Annotated in this window: 19 protein-coding genes and 2 tRNA genes; 14 read left to right on the forward strand and 7 right to left on the reverse strand. The window is 39.5% G+C overall.

Going from position 1 to position 23,638, the window contains the following annotated elements; all coding sequences use genetic code 11:
* The first annotated feature begins 5 nt into the window (after window positions 1-5).
* The 10 genes from KTV93_RS10840 (at window position 6) to apaG (ending at window position 9,756) form a co-directional block, all read left to right on the forward strand.
* Entirely contained in the window at window positions 6-593 is a 588-nt protein-coding gene (locus KTV93_RS10840; RefSeq protein WP_218248991.1) for an HAD family hydrolase, read from the forward strand.
* A 38-nt stretch (window positions 594-631) separates the two neighbouring features.
* Complete coding sequence (locus KTV93_RS10845; RefSeq protein WP_218248992.1) at window positions 632-1,807, forward strand: cysteine desulfurase family protein; 1,176 nt, start codon at window positions 632-634, stop codon at window positions 1,805-1,807.
* 74 nt (window positions 1,808-1,881) lie between these two features.
* Window positions 1,882-2,199, forward strand: a complete 318-nt coding sequence (gene trxA / locus KTV93_RS10850; protein ID WP_218248993.1) for a thioredoxin — start codon at window positions 1,882-1,884, stop codon at window positions 2,197-2,199.
* Between the two features lie 128 nt (window positions 2,200-2,327).
* Window positions 2,328-2,401 (forward strand) — tRNA-Asp (locus KTV93_RS10855).
* Between the two features lie 32 nt (window positions 2,402-2,433).
* Window positions 2,434-2,507 (forward strand) — tRNA-Asp (locus KTV93_RS10860).
* A 196-nt stretch (window positions 2,508-2,703) separates the two neighbouring features.
* Window positions 2,704-3,972 (forward strand): glucose-1-phosphate adenylyltransferase, encoded by a 1,269-nt coding sequence (locus KTV93_RS10865; protein ID WP_218248994.1) that lies wholly within the window; start codon window positions 2,704-2,706, stop codon window positions 3,970-3,972.
* 18 nt (window positions 3,973-3,990) lie between these two features.
* Window positions 3,991-5,088, forward strand: coding sequence for an SRPBCC family protein (locus tag KTV93_RS10870; protein WP_230259156.1), 1,098 nt, complete (start codon window positions 3,991-3,993; stop codon window positions 5,086-5,088).
* Window positions 5,089-5,185: 97 nt separating this feature from the next.
* Window positions 5,186-7,996: a 2-oxoglutarate dehydrogenase E1 component gene (locus KTV93_RS10875; protein WP_218248995.1), complete on the forward strand. Its 2,811-nt coding sequence runs from the start codon at window positions 5,186-5,188 to the stop codon at window positions 7,994-7,996.
* Window positions 7,997-8,028: 32 nt separating this feature from the next.
* A complete protein-coding gene (odhB, locus tag KTV93_RS10880) occupies window positions 8,029-9,285 on the forward strand; it encodes a 2-oxoglutarate dehydrogenase complex dihydrolipoyllysine-residue succinyltransferase (protein WP_218248996.1) in 1,257 nt (418 codons plus the stop codon).
* An 84-nt stretch (window positions 9,286-9,369) separates the two neighbouring features.
* Window positions 9,370-9,756, forward strand: a complete 387-nt coding sequence (apaG, locus tag KTV93_RS10885; RefSeq protein WP_218248997.1) for a Co2+/Mg2+ efflux protein ApaG — start codon at window positions 9,370-9,372, stop codon at window positions 9,754-9,756.
* Between the two features lie 37 nt (window positions 9,757-9,793).
* On the opposite strand, the gene KTV93_RS10890 is transcribed toward apaG, so the two are convergent.
* The 6 genes from KTV93_RS10890 to KTV93_RS10915 all read right to left on the reverse strand — a co-directional run bounded on the left by KTV93_RS10890 (window position 9,794) and on the right by KTV93_RS10915 (window position 15,298).
* Window positions 9,794-10,351 carry a 3'-5' exonuclease gene (locus KTV93_RS10890; RefSeq protein ID WP_230259158.1) on the reverse strand — a complete coding sequence of 186 codons (558 nt, stop codon included), beginning with the start codon at window positions 10,349-10,351 and terminating at the stop codon, window positions 9,794-9,796.
* A 32-nt stretch (window positions 10,352-10,383) separates the two neighbouring features.
* Window positions 10,384-11,151, reverse strand: a complete 768-nt coding sequence (locus KTV93_RS10895; RefSeq protein ID WP_218248998.1) for an alpha/beta hydrolase — start codon at window positions 11,149-11,151, stop codon at window positions 10,384-10,386.
* Window positions 11,152-11,154: 3 nt separating this feature from the next.
* Window positions 11,155-12,432, reverse strand: coding sequence for a hemolysin family protein (locus KTV93_RS10900; RefSeq protein WP_218248999.1), 1,278 nt, complete (start codon window positions 12,430-12,432; stop codon window positions 11,155-11,157).
* A gap of 57 nt (window positions 12,433-12,489) precedes the next feature.
* The gene (locus KTV93_RS10905) at window positions 12,490-13,347 is read right to left on the reverse strand and encodes an alpha/beta hydrolase (protein ID WP_218249000.1); all 858 of its coding nucleotides are present in this window, start codon (window positions 13,345-13,347) and stop codon (window positions 12,490-12,492) included.
* A gap of 88 nt (window positions 13,348-13,435) precedes the next feature.
* Window positions 13,436-14,398 carry a glycosyltransferase family 2 protein gene (locus KTV93_RS10910; protein WP_218249001.1) on the reverse strand — a complete coding sequence of 321 codons (963 nt, stop codon included), beginning with the start codon at window positions 14,396-14,398 and terminating at the stop codon, window positions 13,436-13,438.
* Window positions 14,399-14,416: 18 nt separating this feature from the next.
* Window positions 14,417-15,298, reverse strand: a complete 882-nt coding sequence (locus KTV93_RS10915; RefSeq protein ID WP_218249002.1) for a lysophospholipid acyltransferase family protein — start codon at window positions 15,296-15,298, stop codon at window positions 14,417-14,419.
* Between the two features lie 110 nt (window positions 15,299-15,408).
* Here KTV93_RS10915 and KTV93_RS10920 point away from each other — a divergent pair, with 110 nt between their 5' ends.
* Window positions 15,409-15,966, forward strand: a complete 558-nt coding sequence (locus KTV93_RS10920) for a thioredoxin family protein (RefSeq protein ID WP_218249003.1) — start codon at window positions 15,409-15,411, stop codon at window positions 15,964-15,966.
* Window positions 15,967-15,995: 29 nt separating this feature from the next.
* On the opposite strand, the gene KTV93_RS10925 is transcribed toward KTV93_RS10920, so the two are convergent.
* Window positions 15,996-17,357 (reverse strand): aldehyde dehydrogenase, encoded by a 1,362-nt coding sequence (locus tag KTV93_RS10925; protein ID WP_218249004.1) that lies wholly within the window; start codon window positions 17,355-17,357, stop codon window positions 15,996-15,998.
* A 57-nt stretch (window positions 17,358-17,414) separates the two neighbouring features.
* Between KTV93_RS10925 and KTV93_RS10930 the strand changes: the two genes are divergently transcribed.
* The 3 genes from KTV93_RS10930 to KTV93_RS10940 all read left to right on the forward strand — a co-directional run bounded on the left by KTV93_RS10930 (window position 17,415) and on the right by KTV93_RS10940 (window position 23,587).
* Window positions 17,415-18,218 carry an SDR family oxidoreductase gene (locus KTV93_RS10930; RefSeq protein WP_218249005.1) on the forward strand — a complete coding sequence of 268 codons (804 nt, stop codon included), beginning with the start codon at window positions 17,415-17,417 and terminating at the stop codon, window positions 18,216-18,218.
* Between the two features lie 127 nt (window positions 18,219-18,345).
* A complete protein-coding gene (gene purB / locus KTV93_RS10935) occupies window positions 18,346-19,773 on the forward strand; it encodes an adenylosuccinate lyase (protein ID WP_218249006.1) in 1,428 nt (475 codons plus the stop codon).
* Between the two features lie 124 nt (window positions 19,774-19,897).
* Entirely contained in the window at window positions 19,898-23,587 is a 3,690-nt protein-coding gene (locus tag KTV93_RS10940) for a phosphoribosylformylglycinamidine synthase (RefSeq protein ID WP_218249007.1), read from the forward strand.
* Window positions 23,588-23,638 lie beyond the last annotated feature (51 nt).

Raw genomic sequence — 23,638 nt, forward strand, 5'->3', positions numbered from 1 at the left:
TTGGAATGAAAAAACTGTATCTCTTCGATTTCGACGGAACTCTCACTTACAAAGACACCATGTTTCTGTACCTTAAGTTCTATAATTCTACTAAATTTTATGTGCAGTTCGTTAAACATATTCCGCTCTTTATCCTCTTAAAATTAAATCTTGCAGACGCTGAAAAAGTGAAGAAAAGTTTTATTTCTTCCATTCTAAAAGGTGAAAGCCTCGCTAAAATTGATAAAAAAGCACAGTCCTTTTTTGAAAAATTTGAACGTGATATTTTTCGGAAAAACGCTCTTGAATTTATTCAGAATATCGACAGAACTCAGACAGAATGCTATATCGTTTCCGCTTCGCTTGATATATGGGTTAAACCTTTTGCAGAGAAACTCAACATCAAACTTTTAGCCACACAGACAGAATTCGCGGATGATATTTTTACCGGAAATTTTATTGGTAAAAACTGCAACGGTCCGGAAAAAGTCAAACGCATTATTGAAGCCGTGAAAGGCAGAAAATTCGACAAAATAATCGCGTTTGGGGATACATCGGGCGACCGTGAAATGTTGGCATGGGCAGACGAAAGCCAGTTTGAATTTTTTCACTAATTTTATACCCGAAATATCTTAAAAAGAAAGTACAGAAAATGAATAAAATATATTTGGATAACGCGGCTACCACGCCACTTGCCGAAGAAGTAATCGATGCGATGGTTCAGGTAATGAAGGTGAATTATGGCAACCCGTCATCCACGCACAGCCTCGGACAGGAAGCTAAAATTCTTATCGAAAATGTACGGCGCGAGGTGGCTGATTATCTTCACGCATCGCCTTCCGAAATTATTTTCACCTCTTGCGGAACCGAATCCAATAACATGATTATTAAATCATGCATTAATCATTTGGGTGTAGAGCGTATTATTACGTCTCCAATGGAGCACAAATGTGTTGCTGAAACGGTTTTGGACATGAAGAAAAGAAAAGGGGTAGAAGTGGTATATATGCGCCCTGATCAGAAAGGGGATTTTGATCTTATTAAATTGGAAGAAGTGCTTAAAGCATCAGAGAAGAAAACTCTTGTAAGTCTCATGCATGCAAATAACGAGATAGGAAATTTGTTAGATATTAAGAAAGTAGCACAACTTTGCAAAGAAAATAACGCCCTTTTCCATTCAGATACAGTGCAGTCTATGGCGCATATGGAGCTCGATTTTTCTGACATCCCTGTAGACTTTGCTTCATGCAGTGCTCATAAATTTCACGGACCTAAAGGTAGCGGATTTGCTTTCGTAAGGAAATCTTCCGGATTAAAAGGAATTATTACCGGTGGCCCACAGGAAAGGACTTTAAGAGCGGGAACTGAAAATGTTTGCGGAATTGTAGGCTTAGGTAAAGCTTTGGAACTTTCTTTGAAAAATATGAATGAGTATGCTTCTCATATCAAGGAAATTAAAAAATATACAATAGACAGACTGTCGGCTGAAATAGAGGGTATTAAGTTTAACGGAAGAAGTGCCGAAGACGAAAAAAGCCTGTACACAGTTTTAAGCGTGCTTTTGCCTTTTAAAGATCCAATGATCGGGCTTAAACTGGATATGAAGGGCATCGCGATATCTCAGGGCAGCGCATGTTCATCGGGTGCAGCAAAGCCTTCGATGGTGATGATGATGATTCTTGATGAAGAAGAAATGCAGCATGCAACTCCGCTGAGAGTTTCCTTCAGTCATCTTACAAACAAAGCCGAAATTGATGCATTGGTAGATGCGTTAAAGGAGATTGCGGAGCGTCTTAAGATAGAAAATACAAATATTGCACATAGATAGACGATTCGCTGAAGTCGCTAAAAATTTGTAATTTTGTACCGAAAAAAGTAATATAATTATAAAAAATATAAAAAATGGCATTAGAAATAACAGATCAGTCATTTCAGGAAATGGTACTGAATTCAGACAAACCGGTATTAGTTGATTTTTGGGCAGTTTGGTGTGGACCATGTAGAATGTTGGGCCCAATTGTAGAAGAAATTGCAGAAGATTTTGAAGGTAAAGCAGTAGTAGGAAAAGTAGATGTGGATAACAACCAACAGGTTTCTGTTGATTACGGCATCAGAAATATCCCTACAGTTTTAATCTTTAAAAACGGTCAGGTAGTTGATAAAATCGTTGGTGTAGCATCTAAAGAGGTTATCGCAGAAAAATTATCTGCACATTTATAAAAAATAATCCCGTGAGAATGAATGCTTTCTATAAAAGGAAGCATTTTTTTTGCAAAAAAGTTTTGTAGATAGCTTAAAAAACGTACTTTTGCACTCACCAAAAAGAAAGAAGCTCTTTTAGAATTAATGATCCGGTAGTTCAGCTGGTTAGAATGCCGCCCTGTCACGGCGGAGGTCGCGGGTTCGAGTCCCGTCCGGATCGCATAAAGTTTATCAATTACTTTTCAAAAAATTGATCCGGTAGTTCAGCTGGTTAGAATGCCGCCCTGTCACGGCGGAGGTCGCGGGTTCGAGTCCCGTCCGGATCGCAGCAAGTCTCTCAATTTATTGAGAGACTTTTTTTGCGTATAATTTGATTCCTGGGTCGGCCTTTTCCTATAACTTTTCATACTTTAAATTTTGTTTAACTGCGGGGATTTTACTGCTTTATATTTTGATTAATGCTCAAAAATCACTAATATTGTTAGGCATCAATCTTGCTCGTAAACACAAAATTTTAATTCTATGAAACCAAGTGTAATCTCAATAGTGCTCGGCGGTGGACGCGGAACACGGTTGTTCCCTTTAACTTACTCGCGATCCAAACCCGCGGTGCCCATTGCCGGTAAATACAGATTGGTCGACATTCCTATCTCCAACTGTCTCAACTCGGGATTCAACAGGATTTTAGTTTTAACGCAGTTTAACTCTGCTTCTCTGAATTCTCACATCAAGAATTCTTACCATTTTGATATTTTCAGCAAAGGATTCGTAGATATTCTGGCTGCAGAGCAGAATGTAGAAAATGACCAGTGGTATCAGGGTACTGCCGATGCCGTGCGACAGTCCATGAAGCATCTCGCGAAATATCAGTACGATTACATACTGATCCTTTCCGGTGACCAGCTTTATCAGATGGATTTCCGCGAGATGATTGATTTTCACTGTAAAAATGAAGCCGACATCACCATCGCTACAATTCCGGTAAACTGTAATGATGCACCAGGATTTGGGATACTGAAAGCCGATGACGACGGCAATATAACTTCTTTTACTGAAAAACCTTCCCGTGATATTTTAAATGAATGGAAATCTGAAGTTTCAGATAAAAGTAAATCTGAAGGCAAAGAGTATCTTGCTTCAATGGGGATTTATGTGTTCACAAAGAATTTTCTGAAAAAAATGTTCGATGAAGACCCGGGTGACGATTTCGGTGGCGAACTGATTCCGAATGCCATTGGTAAGTATAAAATGATGAGTTACCAATATGACGGATACTGGACTGATATCGGAACAATACAGTCTTTCTTTGATGCAAATCTGGAGCTGACGCAGGACTTCCCTAAATTCAATCTCTTCAGTCATTCACCTATTTACACCAGAGCCAGAATGCTTCCACCGTCTAAAATATTAGGATCCTATGTGAGCAAGGCGATTTTCGGTGATGGTTGTGTGGTGATGGCAGATAAAATTGAAAATTCTATCGTAGGAAACAGGAGCCGGATTGATAAAGGAAGTACGCTGATCAATACTTATTTGATGGGCGCCGACTATTATCAGGAGACTAAAGAAATTGTAGCGAACGATGAACGGAATATTCCTAACCTTGGCGTGGGAAAATATTGCTATATCGAACGGGCAATTTTAGATAAAAACTGCAGCATTGGCGATAATGTTAGAATCATCGGCGGCAAACATCTGCAGGATGGCGATTACGATACCCATTCGATAAAAGATGGAATTGTGGTCGTAAAGAAAAATGCGGTGATTAAACCCGGGACTATTATTCCTTAAGACAGAATTAGACAAATCATGCACGGCAATATTTCTATTGCCGTGTTTTTTGTGAATGAGTTTTTTGTATTTTTGCCCATGCGTTGGTTCAAATTAGGAAGTGTAATTATCATCTTTTTGCTGTCAGTTTATGCTGTGTCTATGATTTTTGTGGCGGAAAGCAAAAGTTTCACCATCGAGAAAGAAATCAATTATCCCATAGACAAAGTTTTCCCGCAGTTCAATAATCTCCAGAATTTCAGCCGCTGGAGCGGATTTTTCTCCGACAACAAAAACCTTACTTTTGATTTTTTCACTCCTTACGAAGGTCAGGGAAGCTCCATGAGTTATCGCGATACAAAAGATCAAGAGGTTTTCGGTGATCTTTTTATCCGCTACGAAAATCCCAACAGGACATTAAGGTATCAGTTGTTTGAAGGTAGGCGAAGCAATCCCTATTTGATCGACTTAAAATTTGTCGCTCAAAACGGAAAAACTAAAATAACATGGTATATTCAGACTCCAAAACAGCCTTTTCTGAAGCGTTCGCTTAATTTAATTACCGAAGAAGATATTACTGCTGATATTGAAACCGGGATGAAAACGCTTTTCACCATCTTGGGAAATAAGGTAAATAAAGAGCAGCAGAGAGAAAGTATTAAGTTCGATACCTTGATGGTGGAGGAAAAAGAAGGTCAGCTTCTGTTAGGCGTAAATGTAAATTCAAAGAATACAAAAGATGCCCTATTCAAAAATATCGTGATGAACCACAATAAAACCATTAACTTCATCAAAATGGATTTAGGCAAAAGAGAAGATGAATATGGTGAACCTGTGCTGATCACGAACGCCGGTAATTTTAAAGATAAAGAAGTTTCATATTATTACGGGATTCCTCTTTCCAAAAGAATCGGCGTATCAGACAATAATTTTATTTTCAGGACAGTTAATGCGTCGCGAAACTACGTGATTTATTACCAGGGCAGCTATGCAGGCCGCATAAGCGCGATTCAGGAACTTCTTTTAAAAGCAAAACGCGACACCATGAGAACAGGAGATTTACAGCAGACTTTTCTTGAGGAACCAGCCGTGGAAAGTAATACGGTAATGAAATTGTCTTTGCCCGTTTTTAGGTAAATTATTTTATGTTTTTTAAGGTTTTTCGGCTTTATTACTTCACTTATTTTGCGTAAATTTGGCTTTTAAATAAAAAACAACAGTTAATCTGTACATAATGGACAAATTTTCATTCCTAAACGCTGCACATTCGCAGTTAATCGAAGACTTATACCAACAATATTTAAAATATCCCGATAGTTTAGAGCCTTCCTGGAAAGCATTTTTCCAGGGATTTGATTTTGCGCTCGAGAATTATGGGGACGAACTGCAAGAAAATTCATCTGTTCCAAATGCTGCCACGCAGGTAGCGCAGTTTGCCAACCAATCTGCTTCTAAAGGGCAGATTCCGGAAGATATCCAGAAGGAATTCAAAGTGCTGAATTTAATCGAAGGATACAGACACCGTGGACATCTTTTCACTAACACTAATCCTGTTCGCCAGAGAAGACATTACGAGCCATCACTCGCTATTGAGAATTTCGGTCTTTCACAGGCAGATTTGACGCAGAAGTTCAATTCCGCTACAGAAATCGGCATGCCGGGCGCTGCCACGCTTCAGGATATTGTGAAGCGTTTGGAAAATATCTATTGCGAATCCATCGGAGTAGAGTATATGCACATTAACAATACTGAAGAAAAACTGTATATCAGAAAATGGCTTCAGGTAAATGAAAACCGCCCTCAGCTTAATGCTTCCGAAAAAACGGAAATTTTAGGCAAACTGAATCAGGCAGTAGCTTTTGAAAATTATCTTCATACGAAATTCGTCGGTCAAAAAAGATTCTCGCTGGAAGGAGGCGAATCTCTAATTCCTGCTTTGGATCAGCTCATCACGCGTTCCTCGCAATTGGGAGTTGATGAAGTAGTTCTTGGAATGGCGCATAGAGGAAGATTAAACGTACTCACCAATATTTTCGGAAAATCATACAAACAGATTTTCTCGGAATTTGAAGGAAAAGAATTTGAAGAGGATGTATTCTCGGGTGACGTGAAATATCACTTGGGTTCATCTAAAAAAATAAAAACAGCAAACGGTGAGGAGGTTTCTATCAACCTTACGCCGAATCCATCGCATCTGGAAACAGTTGCAGCTTTGGTTGAAGGGATTTGCCGTGCGAAGGTAGATGATACTTACCACGATTATAAAAAAGTGCTTCCTATCGTAATTCACGGTGACGGTGCAATTGCAGGACAGGGAATTGTGTACGAAGTCGCGCAGATGATGACGCTTGAAGGTTACAAAACCGGTGGTACAGTTCATATCGTTGTAAACAATCAGGTTTCATTTACTACCAATTATTTAGATGCCCGTTCGTCGATTTACTGTACAGATATTGCTAAAGTTACCGAATCTCCGGTGATGCATGTAAACGCTGATGATGTAGAAGCTGTAGTTCATGCAATCAGGTTTGCTGCAGATTTCCGTGCACAGTTTGGTAAAGATGTTTATATCGATCTTTTAGGTTACAGAAAATACGGTCATAACGAAGGTGATGAGCCCCGTTTTACCCAACCGAATTTATACAAAGCCATTTCAAAACACCCGAATCCCAGAGAAATCTACAAACAGGTTCTTATTCAGGAAGGAATTGTTTCCGATGAGATTTTGAAGAAAATGGAAACGGAATTCAAAACACTTTTGGATGCAGATTTCGACGCTTCTAAAGAAATTGAAAAAAATGCGATGGCCATCTTTATGGAAGATGCCTGGAAAGATTTCCCGCTTTGTCCCCGTGGCTCAATGCAGAACAGCGTTGATACAGGCTTCGACATTAAAGCACTGAAAGAATTAGCAGTAAAGATGACCACTTTACCCGCTGATAAAAAATTCATTAATAAAATCACCAGACTTTTCGAGAATCGTCTTAAAATGATTGAAGGCAATGCTTTGGATTGGGCACTTGGTGAATGGCTGGCTTATGCGACATTACTTACTGAAGGTAAAAATGTACGTATTTCCGGGGAAGATGTGGAGAGAGGAACATTCTCTCACCGTCACGCAATGGTTAAAACAGAAGATACAGAAGAAGAATACATCCCGTTAAGACATATTTCAGAAAGCAGGTTCGATATCTATAACTCTCACCTTTCGGAATACGGAGTTCTTGGCTTCGATTATGGTTATGCGATGGCTTCGCCAAATACACTTACAATTTGGGAAGCACAGTTTGGGGATTTCGTAAACGGAGCTCAAATTATCATCGACCAGTATTTAGCTGCTGCTGAAGAAAAATGGAAAATTCAGAATGGTCTGGTTATGCTTCTTCCTCACGGTTTCGAAGGTCAGGGCGCGGAACATTCATCTGCGAGACTCGAGAGATTCTTAGGACTCTGTGCCAACGAAAATATGGTTGTAGCAAATGCAACTACGCCGGCGAACTATTTCCACCTGTTAAGAAGACAGCTTAAGTGGAATTTCAGAAAACCGTTGGTTGTAATGACTCCAAAATCATTGTTGCGTCATCCGAAAGTGGTTTCTCCGCTCGAAGATTTTGCAACCGGAACATTCCAGCCTGTAATTGATGATGCTGTAGCGAACCCCGCAAAAATTGAAAAACTGATTCTGTGTTCAGGTAAAATTTACTACGAACTTCTAGCCAAGAAAGAAGAACTTAATTGCGAAAATATTGCTTTGGTTAGATTTGAGCAGCTTTATCCGCTTCAGAACGATAAAATTGCAGAAATCCTTAGTAAGTACAGCAGCAGAACCCAATTGCTTTGGGTTCAGGAAGAACCGGAAAACATGGGAGCGTGGACTTATATTCTGCGTAACTTCCGAGATACCGGAATTCAGGTGGTGGCACCTGTTGCCAGTGGTTCACCGGCTCCGGGAAGCCATAAAATGTTCGAAAGAAACCAGAACAATGTGATCAACAGAGTTTTCGACCGTGATGATGCACCTGCAAAACGACCGGTTACCGCTTAATTAATTTTAAATAATAAACAAAAATAAACCCGATGTCAATATTAGAAATGAAAGTCCCTTCTCCGGGAGAATCTATTACAGAAGTTGAAATCGCATCTTGGTTGGTGAAGGACGGCGATTATGTTGAGAAAGACCAGCCAATTGCTGAAGTTGATTCTGACAAAGCAACCCTTGAACTGCCTGCAGAGCAAAGTGGTGTAATTACTTTGAAAGCCGAAGAAGGTGAAGTTGTTCAGGTTGGTCAGGTAGTTTGCCTCATTGATATGGATGCTGCTAAGCCAAGCGGTTCTTCAGAAGCACCAAAAACTGAAAACGCAGAAGCTCCGAAAGCCGAAGAAAAAGTGGTTGAAAAAGCTGCAATCGTGCAGGAAGCTAAGAAAGAAGAAAAACCTGCAGCTACAAGTTATGCCGCAGGAACACCTTCACCAGCTGCAAAGAAAATTCTGGATGAAAAAGGGGTAGATGCTGCTCAGGTTTCAGGTTCTGGAAAAGGTGGAAGAATCACCAAGAATGATGCAGAAACTGCTTCGGTACCTGCAATGGGTGCTGCTTCTACGGGAGGTTCCAGAGGTTCAAGTACAACAAAACTTTCAGTTCTGAGAAGAAAACTGGCAGCAAGATTGGTTTCTGTGAAAAATGAAACTGCAATGCTGACGACTTTTAACGAAGTTGATATGTCTGAAATTTTCAGGTTAAGAAAACAATATAAAGAAGAATTTGCTCAGAAACACGGCGTTGGGTTAGGATTTATGTCCTTCTTTACGAAAGCAGTTACAAGAGCTCTTCAACTATATCCTGATGTGAATGCTTCAATTGATGGCGATTACAAAATTAATTATGACTTCTGCGATATTTCAATCGCGGTTTCAGGACCGAAAGGTTTGATGGTTCCGGTATTGAGAAATGCAGAAACTATGACTTTCCGTGGAGTCGAAGCTAACATAAAATCTTTGGCAGAAAAAGTAAGAGACGGTAAAATTACTGTTGATGAGATGACTGGCGGTACTTTCACTGTAACCAACGGTGGAACTTTCGGATCCATGATGTCAACACCAATCATTAATCCTCCGCAGTCTGCAATTTTGGGTATGCATAATATTCTTCAAAGACCAATGGCCATCGACGGGCAAGTGGTAATTCGCCCAATGATGTACGTCGCTATGTCTTATGACCACAGAATTATCGACGGTAAGGAATCAGTTGGTTTCTTAGTGGCTGTAAAAGAGGCAATTGACAATCCTGTTGAATTCCTGATGGGCGGCGATGAAAGAAAAGCACTTGAATTATAAATAAATTTAAACAATTTATAAAATAAATGAAATCCCGCATTGAAAAGGCGGGATTTTTGTATTTCCCAAACAAAATTAACTGAAATGTTTTCTACAACTACTTTCGACATTAAAGTTTCCGTAATTCCAGAGTACGATATAAAAAACAGTTTTCCTTCCGAAAACAGATTTGTATTCAGGTATCATGTGACCATCGAAAATCTGGGTGATCATCCCGTGCAGCTGCTCAAAAGAAAATGGCTGATCTACGATGTAGGATTCGGTTTCACGGAGGTAGAAGGTGATGGCGTAATTGGCCTGACACCTGAAATTATTCCTGGAGAAACATTTAAATATTTTTCAAACGTGGTATTACGCTCCGGAGTTGGCAGTATGAAAGGAGTGTATTACTGCAAAAACCTTTCGAGCGAAGAAAATTTGGAAATCGAAATTCCGAAATTTAATCTGCTGGCTGAGGTATTAAGTAACTGAGAATTATAATTTTATTCTCTAAAATGCAGATTAAACTTTAGAGAATCTTCATGTTTTTTTTCATTACCTCATGTACTTCCTCGGTTCTCGTAACCATAAGGTTATTAAAAGCGAGAAGCGAAATCTTCGCACAAACTTCGGCATCATCACCCGCCCGGTGATGGTTAAATGAAAGTTGATGATGCTCCGCAAGACTTTTCAAACCATATTTCGGTAAATTTTTCCATGATTTTTTTGCAATTGAGATGCTGCAGAGATAGTTGAGTTTCGGTTTAAAAAATCCGTAATAATCGAGACAGCTTCGTAAAACCCCGGCATCAAAAGCTGCGTTGTGCGCAATCATAAGATTTCCGTACATTAAATTTTCCGCCTCGTGCCACACTTCTTCAAATGTTGGTGAATCCTGCACATCTTCGGGCGTAATACCATGCACATCAATATTCCTCGGATGAAAGTATGGAAAACTGGGCGGTTTGATGAGCCAGGTCTGGGTTTTTACCACGGCGCCGTTTTCTACCACACAGATTCCCATTTCGCAGGCGGAATTCCGTTCGTGTGTAGCAGTTTCGAAATCGATGGCGCAAAAATCTATCATATTGTTGAATCGTGTGTAGTGATGAATGTTATTTATTTCAGAATATTTCCTATTTCATCACTGAATACGGTGAATTTTGCCAAATCATCATGGCCCGCACCTTCAATTTCGATAAACTTTTTGGGAGTTTCCGGATGACTTTTTTCAAAGAGTTCAAATAATTTCTTTCCGGATTTTATCGGAACTATTTTATCCTTGCTCCCATGAAAATGATAAAGGGGAACATTGACATTCGCTATATTCTCATTAGAGAGAAAATGGTAGGTCATGCTGGGTGAAACCCGATCCGTTACTTTTTCGGGAAGCCAGCGGTTCACAATATCCTGAAGGTTATAAAAGGCAGATTCCAGTATTACACATTTTGGTGTATTCTCGGCACCTATTTTAACTGCAAATGCGCCGCCCAGGCTTCTGCCGTAAACTACGGTTTTTTCTTCACCGTAATTTTCTTTTGCAAAATCATAAAAGTACTGTGCGTCCGAGTAAAGAAAATCTTCATTTCGGGGACCTGAACTTTTTCCGTAGCCACGGTAATCCATCACCAAAATATCGTATCCAAAATGAGTGAATTCTGCTGCGATTTTTCCCCAACGGTGCAGGTTATCGGCATTCCCATGGAAATAAAGAATAATGCCTTTGGGATTTTCAATCTTAAAGTGAAGTCCGTTAATTTTACCCTCAAAAGGCGTTTCCCACAGATATTCCTCAAAAGCTGTCTGGAATTTAAATTCGTGTTCCAGAGGCAGAGCAACCGGAAGAAACACTACTTTTTCCTGAAAGTATTGAAGGAGTTTAGCCATGGGTTAATTCTCAATCTTGGTAATCAGAATTTTGTCTACACGTTGCCCGTCTTTATCAATAATTTCGAGCTCCAGGTCTTCAATTTTAACTTTATCGCCAACCCGCGTGCCCTGATGTTCGTTCAGGAAGAAACCAACCAAAGTCGTATAATTATCTTTGTTGTCGAACTCATAATCGAGATCAAAGTATTTTAGGAATTCGACGATAGGAACCTGTCCATCTGCCAACCATGAATTAGTACTGCGTTCAGTAATCCTGTAATCAAAATTATCCTCAGTATTGGTGTCACCTACCAATGCGTCGAGCAAATCATCCAGAGTTACCATTCCAACAGTGTTTCCGTATTCATCGATCACGATTCCGTAGTGGTTTTTCTGGTTTTTAAAAAGTTCAAGCACTTTATATGCATAATAATTTTCATTAAGAAAAACCGGCTGTTTCAGATAATTCTTAAGATCGAAGGAGTCAGGATCTTGGATGGGGAACAGATCTTTCAGCAGTACAATACCAATGATGTTATCGAGATTATTTCCCTTTGTTACGGGATAGGCAGTATGTTTGTCGCTGCGGATCTTTGTGAAAATTTCATCCAGAGAATCTTCAGTAGTGAAGAATGTCATCGCTGTTCTGTGCGTAATAAGGGTGTTGATCTTCCGGTCACCAAGTTCGAAAACACGCTCCACAATATTCTGTTCTATTTCTTCGATCTCTCCTTCCTGCGCACTTTCTTTAACAATTGATTTTATTTCTTCTTCGGTAATGATACTGTCGGAATTGCTTTTAATACCCATCAGTTTAAGAAGAAGATTATTAGATGTACTTAAGAGCCATACAAAAGGTGAAGTTATTTTTGAAAGAATATCCATAGGCTTTGCAACCATAGTGATGATGCTTTCCGGATGGGTCATCGCAATTCTTTTGGGTAGAAGTTCGCCCAGAAGTATTGAAAGATAAGTAATAAATATAACGATTCCGGCGGTTGCCAATGTTTTGGAGTAAGGTTCAATAAGCGGGAAAGTGCTTAAGAAATTCTGGAAGTCAGTTGTCAGGTTTTCTCCGGAATAAACCCCGAGTAAAATTCCGATGAGTGTTATTCCGATTTGCACCGTCGAAAGGAATTTAGTGGGATGTTCCGAAAGTTCCAGTGCTTTTTTTGCGCCTGAACTTCCTTTCTTTCCGGCATTTTCAAGTTTGAATTTTCGGGAGGAGACGAGTGACATTTCAGACATTGAAAAAATGCCATTCAGCAAAACGAGAAATATAATGATAATCAGTTCCATTAAAAAGTAATAAATTTTGCACAAATATAATTGAATTGTGCGGAGTTAACGCAATTGTCAGGCTCTGTGGCTCACATTTAAGCTCGTTTTTTCGGTGTCGAGGAAGATTTTTCGGTTCTCGAATATTTCTTCCATAACGCGGTGGTACTCTTCAAATTGATGCACATTGATATGCCCTGCGCCCAAAATTACATAAAGTCTTGTCAGCCGGGGATTTATTTCCGAAAGATCTACGGCAGTTTTAATGGGCACCAGCCTGTCGTCGCTGCCGTGGATGATTTTGATGGGGCAGCGCACATTTTTCAGATATTGAAATGTTGGGAGATTGTAACGAAGAAATGGTTTTGCAGGCATGAATGGCAAATAACGGTGAATGGTGCGCAGCAGAGAGTAGAGTGGCGAAGTGAGAATCAAGAGACGCGGATTATTCTTCGATGCTAACCTTGCAGCAAATCCGGAACCTAGTGACCTGCCATAGACCACAATTTTTTCCTCAGAAAATTCATTTTTCACGATGTCATAAATGAACTGGGAATCGCGTTTCATGGCTTCGACATTTCGTTTCCCTGTACTTTTCCCAAAACCTCGGTAATCCATCATAATTACCTCGTAATCCAGTCTTGTAAAATCAATGGCAAATTTCCCCCAACCCTTGATGCTCTTTGTATTTCCCTTCAGATAAATCACGGCTCCTTTCGGATGATCAACCTGAAAATGGAGGTAATTAATTTTTGCGCCCGGCTCAGTTTCCACTGTTTTCTCTTCCGCTTTTAAATGTTCATAAGCGAATTTAAAATCTGGCGGAAGTTTCTCCGGCTGGAAAAAGAATTTATGCTGAAAAAAGTAAATCAGCAGACCGATGACCAGAATGATAACTGCGATAATGGTCAGCACAAAATATAAATCGAAATTCATTACTATAAATGTAATGCAATTTATTTGAAATTAAAGTCACGGGAAGTTGATTGTAATTCACCACGTTGTGACGGTGAAAAATTTCACATTAAATAAAATGCTTGAAAATCAACCATTTAGAATTGTGGTATTTTTTTATTTGGTTTTTGCCGCGAAGCCGAATTGTTCCCGGAAGATGAGAATAAAAACTGAAATGCGCGCGCAAAACCGCCCAGAGATGGGAAAAACCGTTTTGGAAAGCGAAGTATAAAGCTGCGGCACCATCTAATATCAGCCTTGAAAAAATAACCCAGAACAGCGCAGCAAGTGGGAGATTCTTTACCAGCATAGTAAGATTATTCCGCATGTTCAGAAATGTTTTTTGGGCACTCTGTTTATTTAAAGTTCCGCCGCCTACATGATAAATTGTAGATTTCCCGGTGTAGAAAATTTTCTTTCCGTCATTTTTCAGACGCCAGCACAAATCGATTTCTTCCTGATGGGCAAAAAATCTTTCGTCAAACCCCTTCTGATTCCAAAAATCTTCAGCCCGGATGAATAAACAGCAGCCCGAAGCCCAGAAAATCTCGGTTTCATCATTGTATTGTCCTTTGTCTTCTTCTATTGATTCAAAGATCCGTCCGCGGCAGTAAGGATAACCCAGGTTATCGATAAAACCACCTGCAGCGCCTGCAAATTCGAAGAAATTTTTACGGTTGTAATCCAGAACTTTTGGCTGAACCGCGGCAATTTTTGGGTCGCTTTTAAATAAATTCAGAACAGGATCGAACCAGTTTGCAGTTACTTCCACATCGGAATTCAGGAGGCAGTAAATATCTGCATGAATATGTTTTAAACCATCATTATAACCGCCTGCAAAACCATTGTTTTTGGTGTTGTAAATAATTCTAACGTGTGGAAAATTCTGGTGTAAATAATCTATAGAATCATCAGTTGAAGCATTGTCGATCACATAAATCTCTGTATCACCGGAATACAAGATGACACTGGGAAGAAATTTTTCTAACCAATTTTTCCCGTTCCAGTTTAAGATCACGATTGCTAATTTCAATTCAGATAAGTATGATTGTTATATTCCAGTTTCCATAACTTTAATTGCGTGCTGGTATTTCCACCGTCTGTGCGACCAAAGATAATTGTCGGGTCTTTTATTAATAGTATTTTCCAGCATTTTGTGGAATTTCCTCACCACTTCGTGCTCTACAAATTTTTCTCCATCGGGATAAATTCGGTAATAATTGATCTGATAATAACCGCGTTTTACTTTCTTCATTTCGCAAAAAACAAACGCAAGATCCATTCTTGTAGAAAGCTTGTCGTATCCGACGAATGCAGGCGTTTTTTGATTGAGGAAGTTTAATCCATACGTCACTTCAGAAACATGCGGTGTTTGGTCAGCAATGAACATATAGACAGAATTGCCGTCGTTTCTGTTCCGGAAAATATGCCGAATCACTTCCTTAGCTTCCAAAGCCTGATTGCCAAAACTGTTGCGGATTCCTTTGATCTTTTCTTCCCAGAAACTGTTCTGTACCTTTCTGTAAACCGGAAAACAGTTTTCCTGTGGAATAATCGTCGCAAGTGCGTTGAACCATTCCCAGTTGAAAATATGTCCTGCCAAAAGAATTACATTTTTGTTTTCAGCTTTAGCATCCTTAAAAACATCCTGATTGATATGCTGAACGCGCACCCGTAGTTCAGTGGAAGAAATGGTAAATGATTTAAAGGTTTCAAGAATATAATCTGAAAAATTGCGGTAAAAACTCTTCCGGATCGTACTTATTTCTACTACGGATTTTTCGGGAAACGATTTCTTCAGATTTTCAGTCACCACTTTCTTCCGGTAACCAACCAGATGGTACATCAGAAAGAAAATCACATCCGAAAACAGATATAAAACCTGTAATGGAAGTCTGGAAAAGAGAAGAATAATTTTAAATAGAAAATTCATATACAGTTTGCAAATTTAGCAATTATAAACTTGATTGATGGCGCTATTTTTGTTAATTTGCACTGCTAAAATTAAGTTCAATGAAAAGTAATTCCCTAAAAATACTCGCAATGTCATCACTTCTCATTACGGGAGTGGCGTGTGCTCAAAAATCTGATGTAAAATCCACAGACAAAGTTGCGACAGAATCGGTGGCTCCTGAAATGGATTCCGCAGCTATTGCAGCAGCTAAAAAGAAAGCGGCAGCAGAAGAGAAAGCCAAACTGCCCAAACCTTATAATGCGGAAGAAAATGCGGAAGCCAAGATTGCTGAATTGGTGAAACAGGCTAAAGCGGAAAACAAAAATATTATACTTCAGGCGGGCGGAAACTGGTGTATTTGGTGCTTGAGGTTCAACAATTTTGTACAGACAACTCCCGAATTAAAGCAAGTTGTAGATGACAATTATTTATATTATCATCTCAATTATTCTCCGGAGAACAAAAATGCTAAAGTTTTTGCGAAATATGATAATCCCGGTGAGAAATTCGGATATCCTGTTTTTGTCGTTTTAGACAAGAACGGAAAAATGATCCATACGCAGGACAGCGCTGTTCTGGAGGAAGGAAAAGGTTACAGCACAGAAAAGGTGAAGGAATTCTTCCTGAAATGGACCACAAAATCATAAAAAGAAAAACCGGAATTAATTCCGGTTTTTTATAAAAGTTTTTTGATCCAGCTCAGTTTTTTTTCGGTGTACGGTGGGTATTTCAGATCCGGTTCGCCCCAGGTTGCTCTTTCAAGCACTGCTTTCTGATGAGAAAACGCTTTGAATCCGAATTTTCCGTGATAATGACCAATCCCGGAACTTCCCACACCGCCAAAAGGCAGGTTTTCGTTACTCAAATGCATTACAACATCGTTGATACAACCACCACCGAAAGATATTTTGGAGGTGAAATTTTCTTTCTCCTCCGTATTTTTAGTAAACAAATATGCTGCAAGCGGTTTTTCTTTTTCGGCAATTATTAACAAGGCTTCATTGAAATTTTTAAATGTCAGCACCGGAAGAATCGGTCCGAAAATTTCTTCCTGCATTACCGCATCATTCCAGTCGATATTGTGTAAAACTGTAGGTTCAATATATCTTTTTACGGCATCGTAATTTCCGCCGAGATAGGTTTTGTCCTTATCAATATATTTAACCAAACGCTCAAAATTTCTTTGATTAATAATTTGCGTATAGTGTTCAGAATTAGGCTGATAACTGAATTTCTGTATCTGAAATTTTAAAGCATCCAGAAAACTGTCCCTCACTTTCTCGTCCACCAAGATATAATCAGGTGCTACGCAGGTTTGACCGGCGTTAAGAAATTTTCCCCAGACGATTCTTTTCGCAGCCAAGTCAAAATCTGCACTCGAGGTTACAATTACTGGACTTTTCCCGCCGAGTTCCAGGGTTACGGGAGCTAAATTTTTTGCTGCAGCTTCGTAAACGATTTGTCCCACTTTCGTGCTTCCGGTGAAAAATATCTTGTCGAATTTGAATTTCAAAATCTCTGTAATCTCATCCACACCGCCTTGTGCAACAAAAAGATATTCCTCAGGAAAATTCTCATTGATGATTTTAGCCATCGCTTTCATGGTGTTTTCCGCCACCTCACTTGGTTTCAGAATGCAGGTGTTTCCTGCGGCTAAAGCGGTGATCATCGGAGAAAGTGAAAGCTGATAAGGGTAATTCCATGCGCCGATCACTAAGGTGCAGCCCAGCGGTTCGCTGTAAATTTTACTTGTTCCGAGTTGATTGGCTAAGTTGGTTCTTACTTTTTTCGGTTTGGCCAGCGAGCTGAGATTTTTTAAATAATAGTCGATATCTTTCAGCACAAAGGAAATCTCCGTTGTAAAGGTGTCGAACTTTGATTTTCCGAAATCCTGATAAATAGCTTCATATAAGAGCTCTTCATGTTTGATGATAAGATCCCGAAGTTTTTCCAGATTTCTCTTTCGGAACTTTAAATTCTTGGTCTTCTGGCTGTTGAAAAATGTTCTTTGAGCCACAATTATATCTTCGAAATTCATTACTTTTAATTTATTATTCTAAACAAATTTACTTTAAAAATCACAGATAAAAATAAAATGGATTTTAGAAACAAAACTGTTCTCATTACAGGCGGCTGCTCCGGAATCGGTAAAATAATGGCTAGGAAATCTTTGGAAAGAGGAGCAAGAAAACTGGTGATCTGGGATATTAATGAAGAAGCTTTAGCAATAACCAAGGAAGAATTTTCCGGGATAGGCGGTGAAATTTTAGTTTATAAAACTGACGTTTTTAATCTGGATGATATTAAAATTAATGCCCAGAAAGTAAGAACGGAGGCGGGAAAAGTTGATATTCTGATCAACAATGCCGGAATTGTTGTCGGTAAGTATTTCCATGAACACACGCACGACCAGATTCATAAAAGTATGTTGATTAACTCCAATGCTTTCATGCACGTCGGTTTGGAGTTTTTATCAGGAATGATGGCTGAAAATTCAGGTGCAATCTGCAACATCGCTTCTTCCGCGGGCTTAATTTCGAATCCAAAAATGTCGGTTTATGCTGCTTCCAAATGGGCCGTTGTAGGTTGGAGTGACAGCCTGCGGTTAGAAATGGAACAACTAGGCAAAAACATTTCTGTTACCACGATTATGCCGTTCTACATCAACACCGGAATGTTCGATGGCGTAAAATCTAAACTGTTGCCAATTCTGGAGCCTGAACCAACTTCCGAAAGAATTATTAAAGCTATTGAAAACAAAACTAAAATGCTTGCAATGCCATTGCCTTATTGGTTTATCCGTTTTTCGCAGGGAATTTTACCAATCCCAATCTTTGACTGGGTGATGAAGAATATTTTTGGCGTTTACGATACGATGAAGGGTTTCCGCGGACGTTAATAACTACTTTAATTTTAAATTTTAAGCATTAAATCAGAAGGATTTGTTGGTGAAAAATTCTCGCGGCTTCTCTGCAAATTCTTTTAATTTTCTTAAATTTGTGCATCTAATAAAGTAAAAAGAAAGAATGAATTCCTACAAAAATCCTCTTGAAGAGCGCTATTCAAGTGAGGAAATGCTCTATAATTTCTCCCCGAACAACAAGTTCAGGAACTGGCGGAAATTATGGATCGCTCTTGCCGAAATCGAAAAAGATTTAGGGCTCGACATTTCCGACGAACAGATTGCGCAGCTCAAAGCCAATGCAGATAACATTGATTATGTGAAAGCCGCGGATTACGAGAAAAAATTCCGTCATGATGTGATGGCACATGTGCATACCTATGGTGACGACGCGCCTCTGGCAAAGGGAATTATTCACCTTGGAGCCACTTCTGCCTTTGTAGGAGACAATACCGATTTAATTCAAATGCGGGACGGATTGCTTCTTTTAAGAAAGCAAATGGTCAATGTTATCAAAAATCTTTCAGATTTTGCTTTAAAATACAAAGATCTGCCGACGCTTGGCTTTACCCATTATCAGCCGGCACAACTTACGACGGTTGGAAAACGAGCGACACTTTGGCTGCAGTCTTTAATTTTAGATTTTGAGGAACTTGAGTTTTTCCTGGAAACACTAAGATTCCGTGGCGTAAAAGGAACTACCGGAACTGCCGCGAGTTTTCTGGAACTTTTTGAAGGCGATTATTCCAAAGTTCAACATCTGGATAAAGAACTATCAAAACGGTTTGGCTTCGAAAAAGTGTTTGGCGTTTCCGGACAGACTTACGACAGAAAAATCGACGCGAAAGTGATGGCGCTGCTTTCCAATATCGCACAGTCAGCCCATAAATTTACCAATGATTTAAGACTTTTACAGAATTTAAAGGAAATAGAGGAGCCTTTCGAGAAAAACCAGATTGGTTCTTCCGCAATGGCTTATAAAAGAAACCCGATGCGATCTGAAAGAATTGGAGCGCTGTCCAAATTCGTGATGTCTCTTTCTTCAAGCTCCGCAATGGTAGCTGCAACGCAATGGTTTGAAAGAACGCTGGACGATTCTGCAAACAAAAGACTGGCAATTCCGCAGTCATTTCTTGCGATAGATGCCATTCTGCTGATTTGGAATAACATCATGAACGGAATTGTGGTGTACGAAAACCGAATTCACAAACATATTATGGATGAATTGCCGTTTATGGCGACTGAATATATCATTATGGAAGAAGTGAAGGCAGGCGGCGACCGGCAGGAAATTCATGAAACTATTCGTGTACACTCCATTGAAGCCAGCAAAAAGGTGAAGATGGAAGGAAAGGAAAATGATCTGATTGAAAGGATTATGAACGACTCTTCTCTGAAGCTTGATAAAACCAAATTCATGGAAATTCTGGATCCGAAAAACTTCATCGGTTTTGCTCCGGTTCAGACTGAAGAATTTATCCGGAACGAGGTGCAGCCGATTTTAGATAAATACAGCGACCTGATCGGTTTAGAAGCTGACCTTAAAGTGTAAATTTATGCAGGCGATTTTGTCTGCATTTTTTTTGGTAATTATCTTCAGTGAAATTAATACTTACGCAATCCCCGAAGGGATTTTAAACAAAGAATAGAATTAAATTCTATTAATAAAAGTAAAAATGAAAAAAAGAATCTTCGTAGAGAAACGTGGAATTTTCGATGTTGAAAGTCCAAAAATTTTCAATGAAATAAAAAATATCAGTCCGAATATTCAGGATGTAAAAGTCTATAACATCTATGATGTGTTCGGGATTGACGAAAGTGAACTTAACCTGGTTGTTTTTAATACTTTTGTGGATCCGGTAACCGATATTCTGCATCACGAAAATCCGGCCGGCAATATTTATTTTGCAACAGAATTTTTGCCGGGACAATATGACCAGCGCGCAGATTCAGCAGAACAGTGTATCGCGTTGCTCACTGAAAATGAAAACTCAAAAGTAAGAAGCGGAAAACTGATTGAACTTTTTGGGGTTGATCAGTCTGAAGTGGATAAAATTAAAAATCATCTCATCAATAAAGTTGAAAGTCAGGAAAAAGACCTTTCAAAACTTGAAATTCCGAAAGAAGAAACTCCGGATCCGGTAATTGTTCATGAAGGTTTCATCGGTTTTTCTGCTGCTGAACTGCGGAATTTCTATGACCGGCATGGTTTTGCTTTAGGTTTTGATGATCTGGAATTCATCCAGAATCATTTTAAGTCTGAAAATAGAAATCCTACAGAAACCGAACTTAAAGTTCTGGATACCTACTGGAGTGATCATTGCCGACATACGACTTTTGAAACAGAATTAACTGATATTCAGTTTAATGGATTGTTTAAATCTACTTTGGAAAATATCTTCAATGATTATTTGGAGAAGAGAAAATTTCTTGGACGGGAAACGAAGCCCATTTCTTTAATGGATTTAGCTACCGTTTGTGCGCGTTATTTTCACAAAACCGGAAAGCTCGAAAATCTTGTTGTTTCCGATGAAATCAATGCATGTACCATAGAAATAGAAGCAGAATTTGACGGTAAAAAAGAACCTTGGTACTTATTATTCAAAAATGAAACTCATAACCACCCGACTGAAATTGAGCCTTTTGGCGGTGCTTCAACCTGTTTAGGCGGCGCAATCCGTGATCCTTTATCAGGAAGAGCTTTTGTGTATCAGGCGATGCGGCTTTCCGGCGCAGCTGATGTTTTAGAACCGATTTCTGAAACTTTACCGGGAAAACTTCCTCAGCGTACGATTTCAAAACAAGCTGCAAACGGCTATTCTTCCTACGGAAACCAAATCGGCTTAGCCACGACTTTAGTGAACGAAATTTATCACGACGGTTACAAAGCAAAGCGAATGGAAGTTGGTTTCGTTGTTGGAGCTGTTAAAAAAGACTGGGTAAGACGAGAGAAACCTCAAGCCGGCGACCTTGTGATTTTATTAGGTGGAGCAACCGGAAGAGACGGCGTAGGTGGTGCAAGCGGAAGTTCTAAAGTTCAGGATGAAACTTCTATTCATACTTTGTCCACAGAAGTTCAGAAAGGAAATGCGGTGGAAGAGCGAAAAATTCAAAGACTTTTCAGAAATCCTGAGGTCACGCGTTTAATTAAAAAATCAAACGATTTTGGTGCCGGCGGAGTTTCTGTTGCAATCGGCGAAATTGCTGATTCGCTTGAAATAAATCTTGATATTCTGCCTCTGAAATATGAAGGTCTGAATGGAACTGAACTGGCCATTTCTGAATCTCAGGAGAGAATGGCGGTAGTAATTGATGCGAATGATAAAGATAAATTTATCAGCTTTTGTGAAAAAGAAAATATCAAAGCGGTAGAAGTGGCGAAGGTAACGGATTCCGGAAGAATGCAGATGTTCTGGCAGGGAAATAAAATCGTTGATTTAAGCAGGGAATTCCTGGATACCAACGGCTGCGCAAAATCTCAGCATGCTGAAATTTCTCATTTAAAACCTGTTGAAACTCAAAACATTTCTTTTTCCGGGGAAAATTTCCTGAAAGCACTTTCCGATAAAAATACAGCTTCACAGAAAGGCCTTGCTGAAATGTTTGACGCGTCGGTGGGCGGAACGTCAGTAGCGATGCCTTTTGGCGGAAAATACCAGGAAACCGAAATGGAAGGAAGCGTTCAGACTTTACCGATTCTGAATGCTGAGAATATCGAAACCGTTTCTCTTGCGAGTTGGGGGTTTGATGCTGAAATTTCTGCACAGAATTCCATGATCGGTGCTGCGAACGCCGTGTTGGAAAGTGTCGCCAAAATTGTTGCGATGGGCGGGAATTATAAAAATATCCGTCTGAGTTTCCAGGAATATTTTGAAAAATTAGGAAACGACCCTCAGAAATGGGGAAAACCTCTGGCATCACTTCTCGGTGCATACGATGCCCAAATGAATTTTGAACTCGCTGCAATTGGCGGAAAAGATTCTATGAGCGGAAGTTTTCAGGATATCAATGTGCCGCCCACTTTAATTTCTTTTGCCTGTGCGAACGGTGAAAAGAAAAATATTATTTCTCCGGAGTTTAAAAAAGCCGGAAATAAACTGTATTTCTTCCGCCATATTCCTGTGGAAAACGGTTTGCCGGATTATGAAAATTTAAAGAGAGTTTTCAATTTTATTTTTGAAAATATCCAGGCCAGAAAAATTGTTTCTGTTAAAACGTTAAAAGACGGCGGAGTGGCTGTGGCATTGGCTAAAATGAGTTTCGGCAATCAGTTGGGCGCTGAAATTTCATTAGAAGAGCAATTGCTTTTGAACAAAAATATCGGCAGTTTAATTATTGAAAGTTCTTCAGATTTGGAAAATGATCTGTTGCAGGTCATCGGTACGGTCAGCAATAATAAAAGTTTAATTATTAATGACCAAGAATTCAGTATTTCAGATTTGTTGCCTGTTTGGAAAGGAACTTTTGAAGGTTTGTTTCCTACTGTTGAAAAGGAAAAAACGGTTATTGAGATCGATGGAAAATTCAGTTCAGTAAATGCAGCCACGGTTAATATCCGTAAACATCATTTGGCAAAACCGAAAGTTTTTGTCCCTGTTTTTCCGGGTACAAACTGTGAATATGAAACGCAGAACGCCTTCAGAAAAGAGGGTGCCGAAGTGGCGAGTCTGCCGCTTATCAATCTGAATCACAATCTCCTCAACGAAAGTCTGGATGCCTGGATTTCGGAAATTAATCAGTCGCAGATTTTAGTTTTTTCCGGTGGATTTTCCGCAGGTGATGAACCGGACGGTTCTGCAAAGTTCATCGTAAACGTTTTAAAGAACGAAAAGATGAAAAATGCGGTTCACCAGCTGCTCGAACGCGATGGGATGATTCTGGGAATCTGTAATGGTTTTCAGGCGCTGGTGAAATCCGGGCTTTTGCCTTACGGGGAAATTCGGGATTTGGATGAAAATTCGCCGACTTTAGCGCACAATGCAATCGGAAGGCACATTTCGCAGATGGTCAATGTAAAAGTGACCAATGACGGTTCGCCGTGGCTGAAAGGAATGCAGAATCAGATCTATACCATTCCGATTTCTCATGGTGAAGGACGTTTTATGGCTTCGGAAAATGTAATTAAAGAACTCTACGAAAACGGACAGATTGCAACCCAGTATATCGACTTCGATGAAAATATCGCTCACGGAATGCCGTTTAATCCTAATAATTCGTTGTTCGGTATAGAAGGAATAACCAGTAAATCCGGGAAGATTTTCGGAAGAATGGGGCATCCCGAAAGATTTGCAGAAGGTTTGCTTAAAAACATTCCGACGGCGAATTATCACAACATTTTCAAAAACGGAGTTGATTATTTTAAGTAGAAAGTCAGATTAAATTATAAGTTATTCAGTTAATAGTTTAATGTTATTAGT

Source organism: Kaistella faecalis (genome assembly GCF_019195395.1).
GTDB classification, from domain to species: domain Bacteria; phylum Bacteroidota; class Bacteroidia; order Flavobacteriales; family Weeksellaceae; genus Kaistella; species Kaistella faecalis.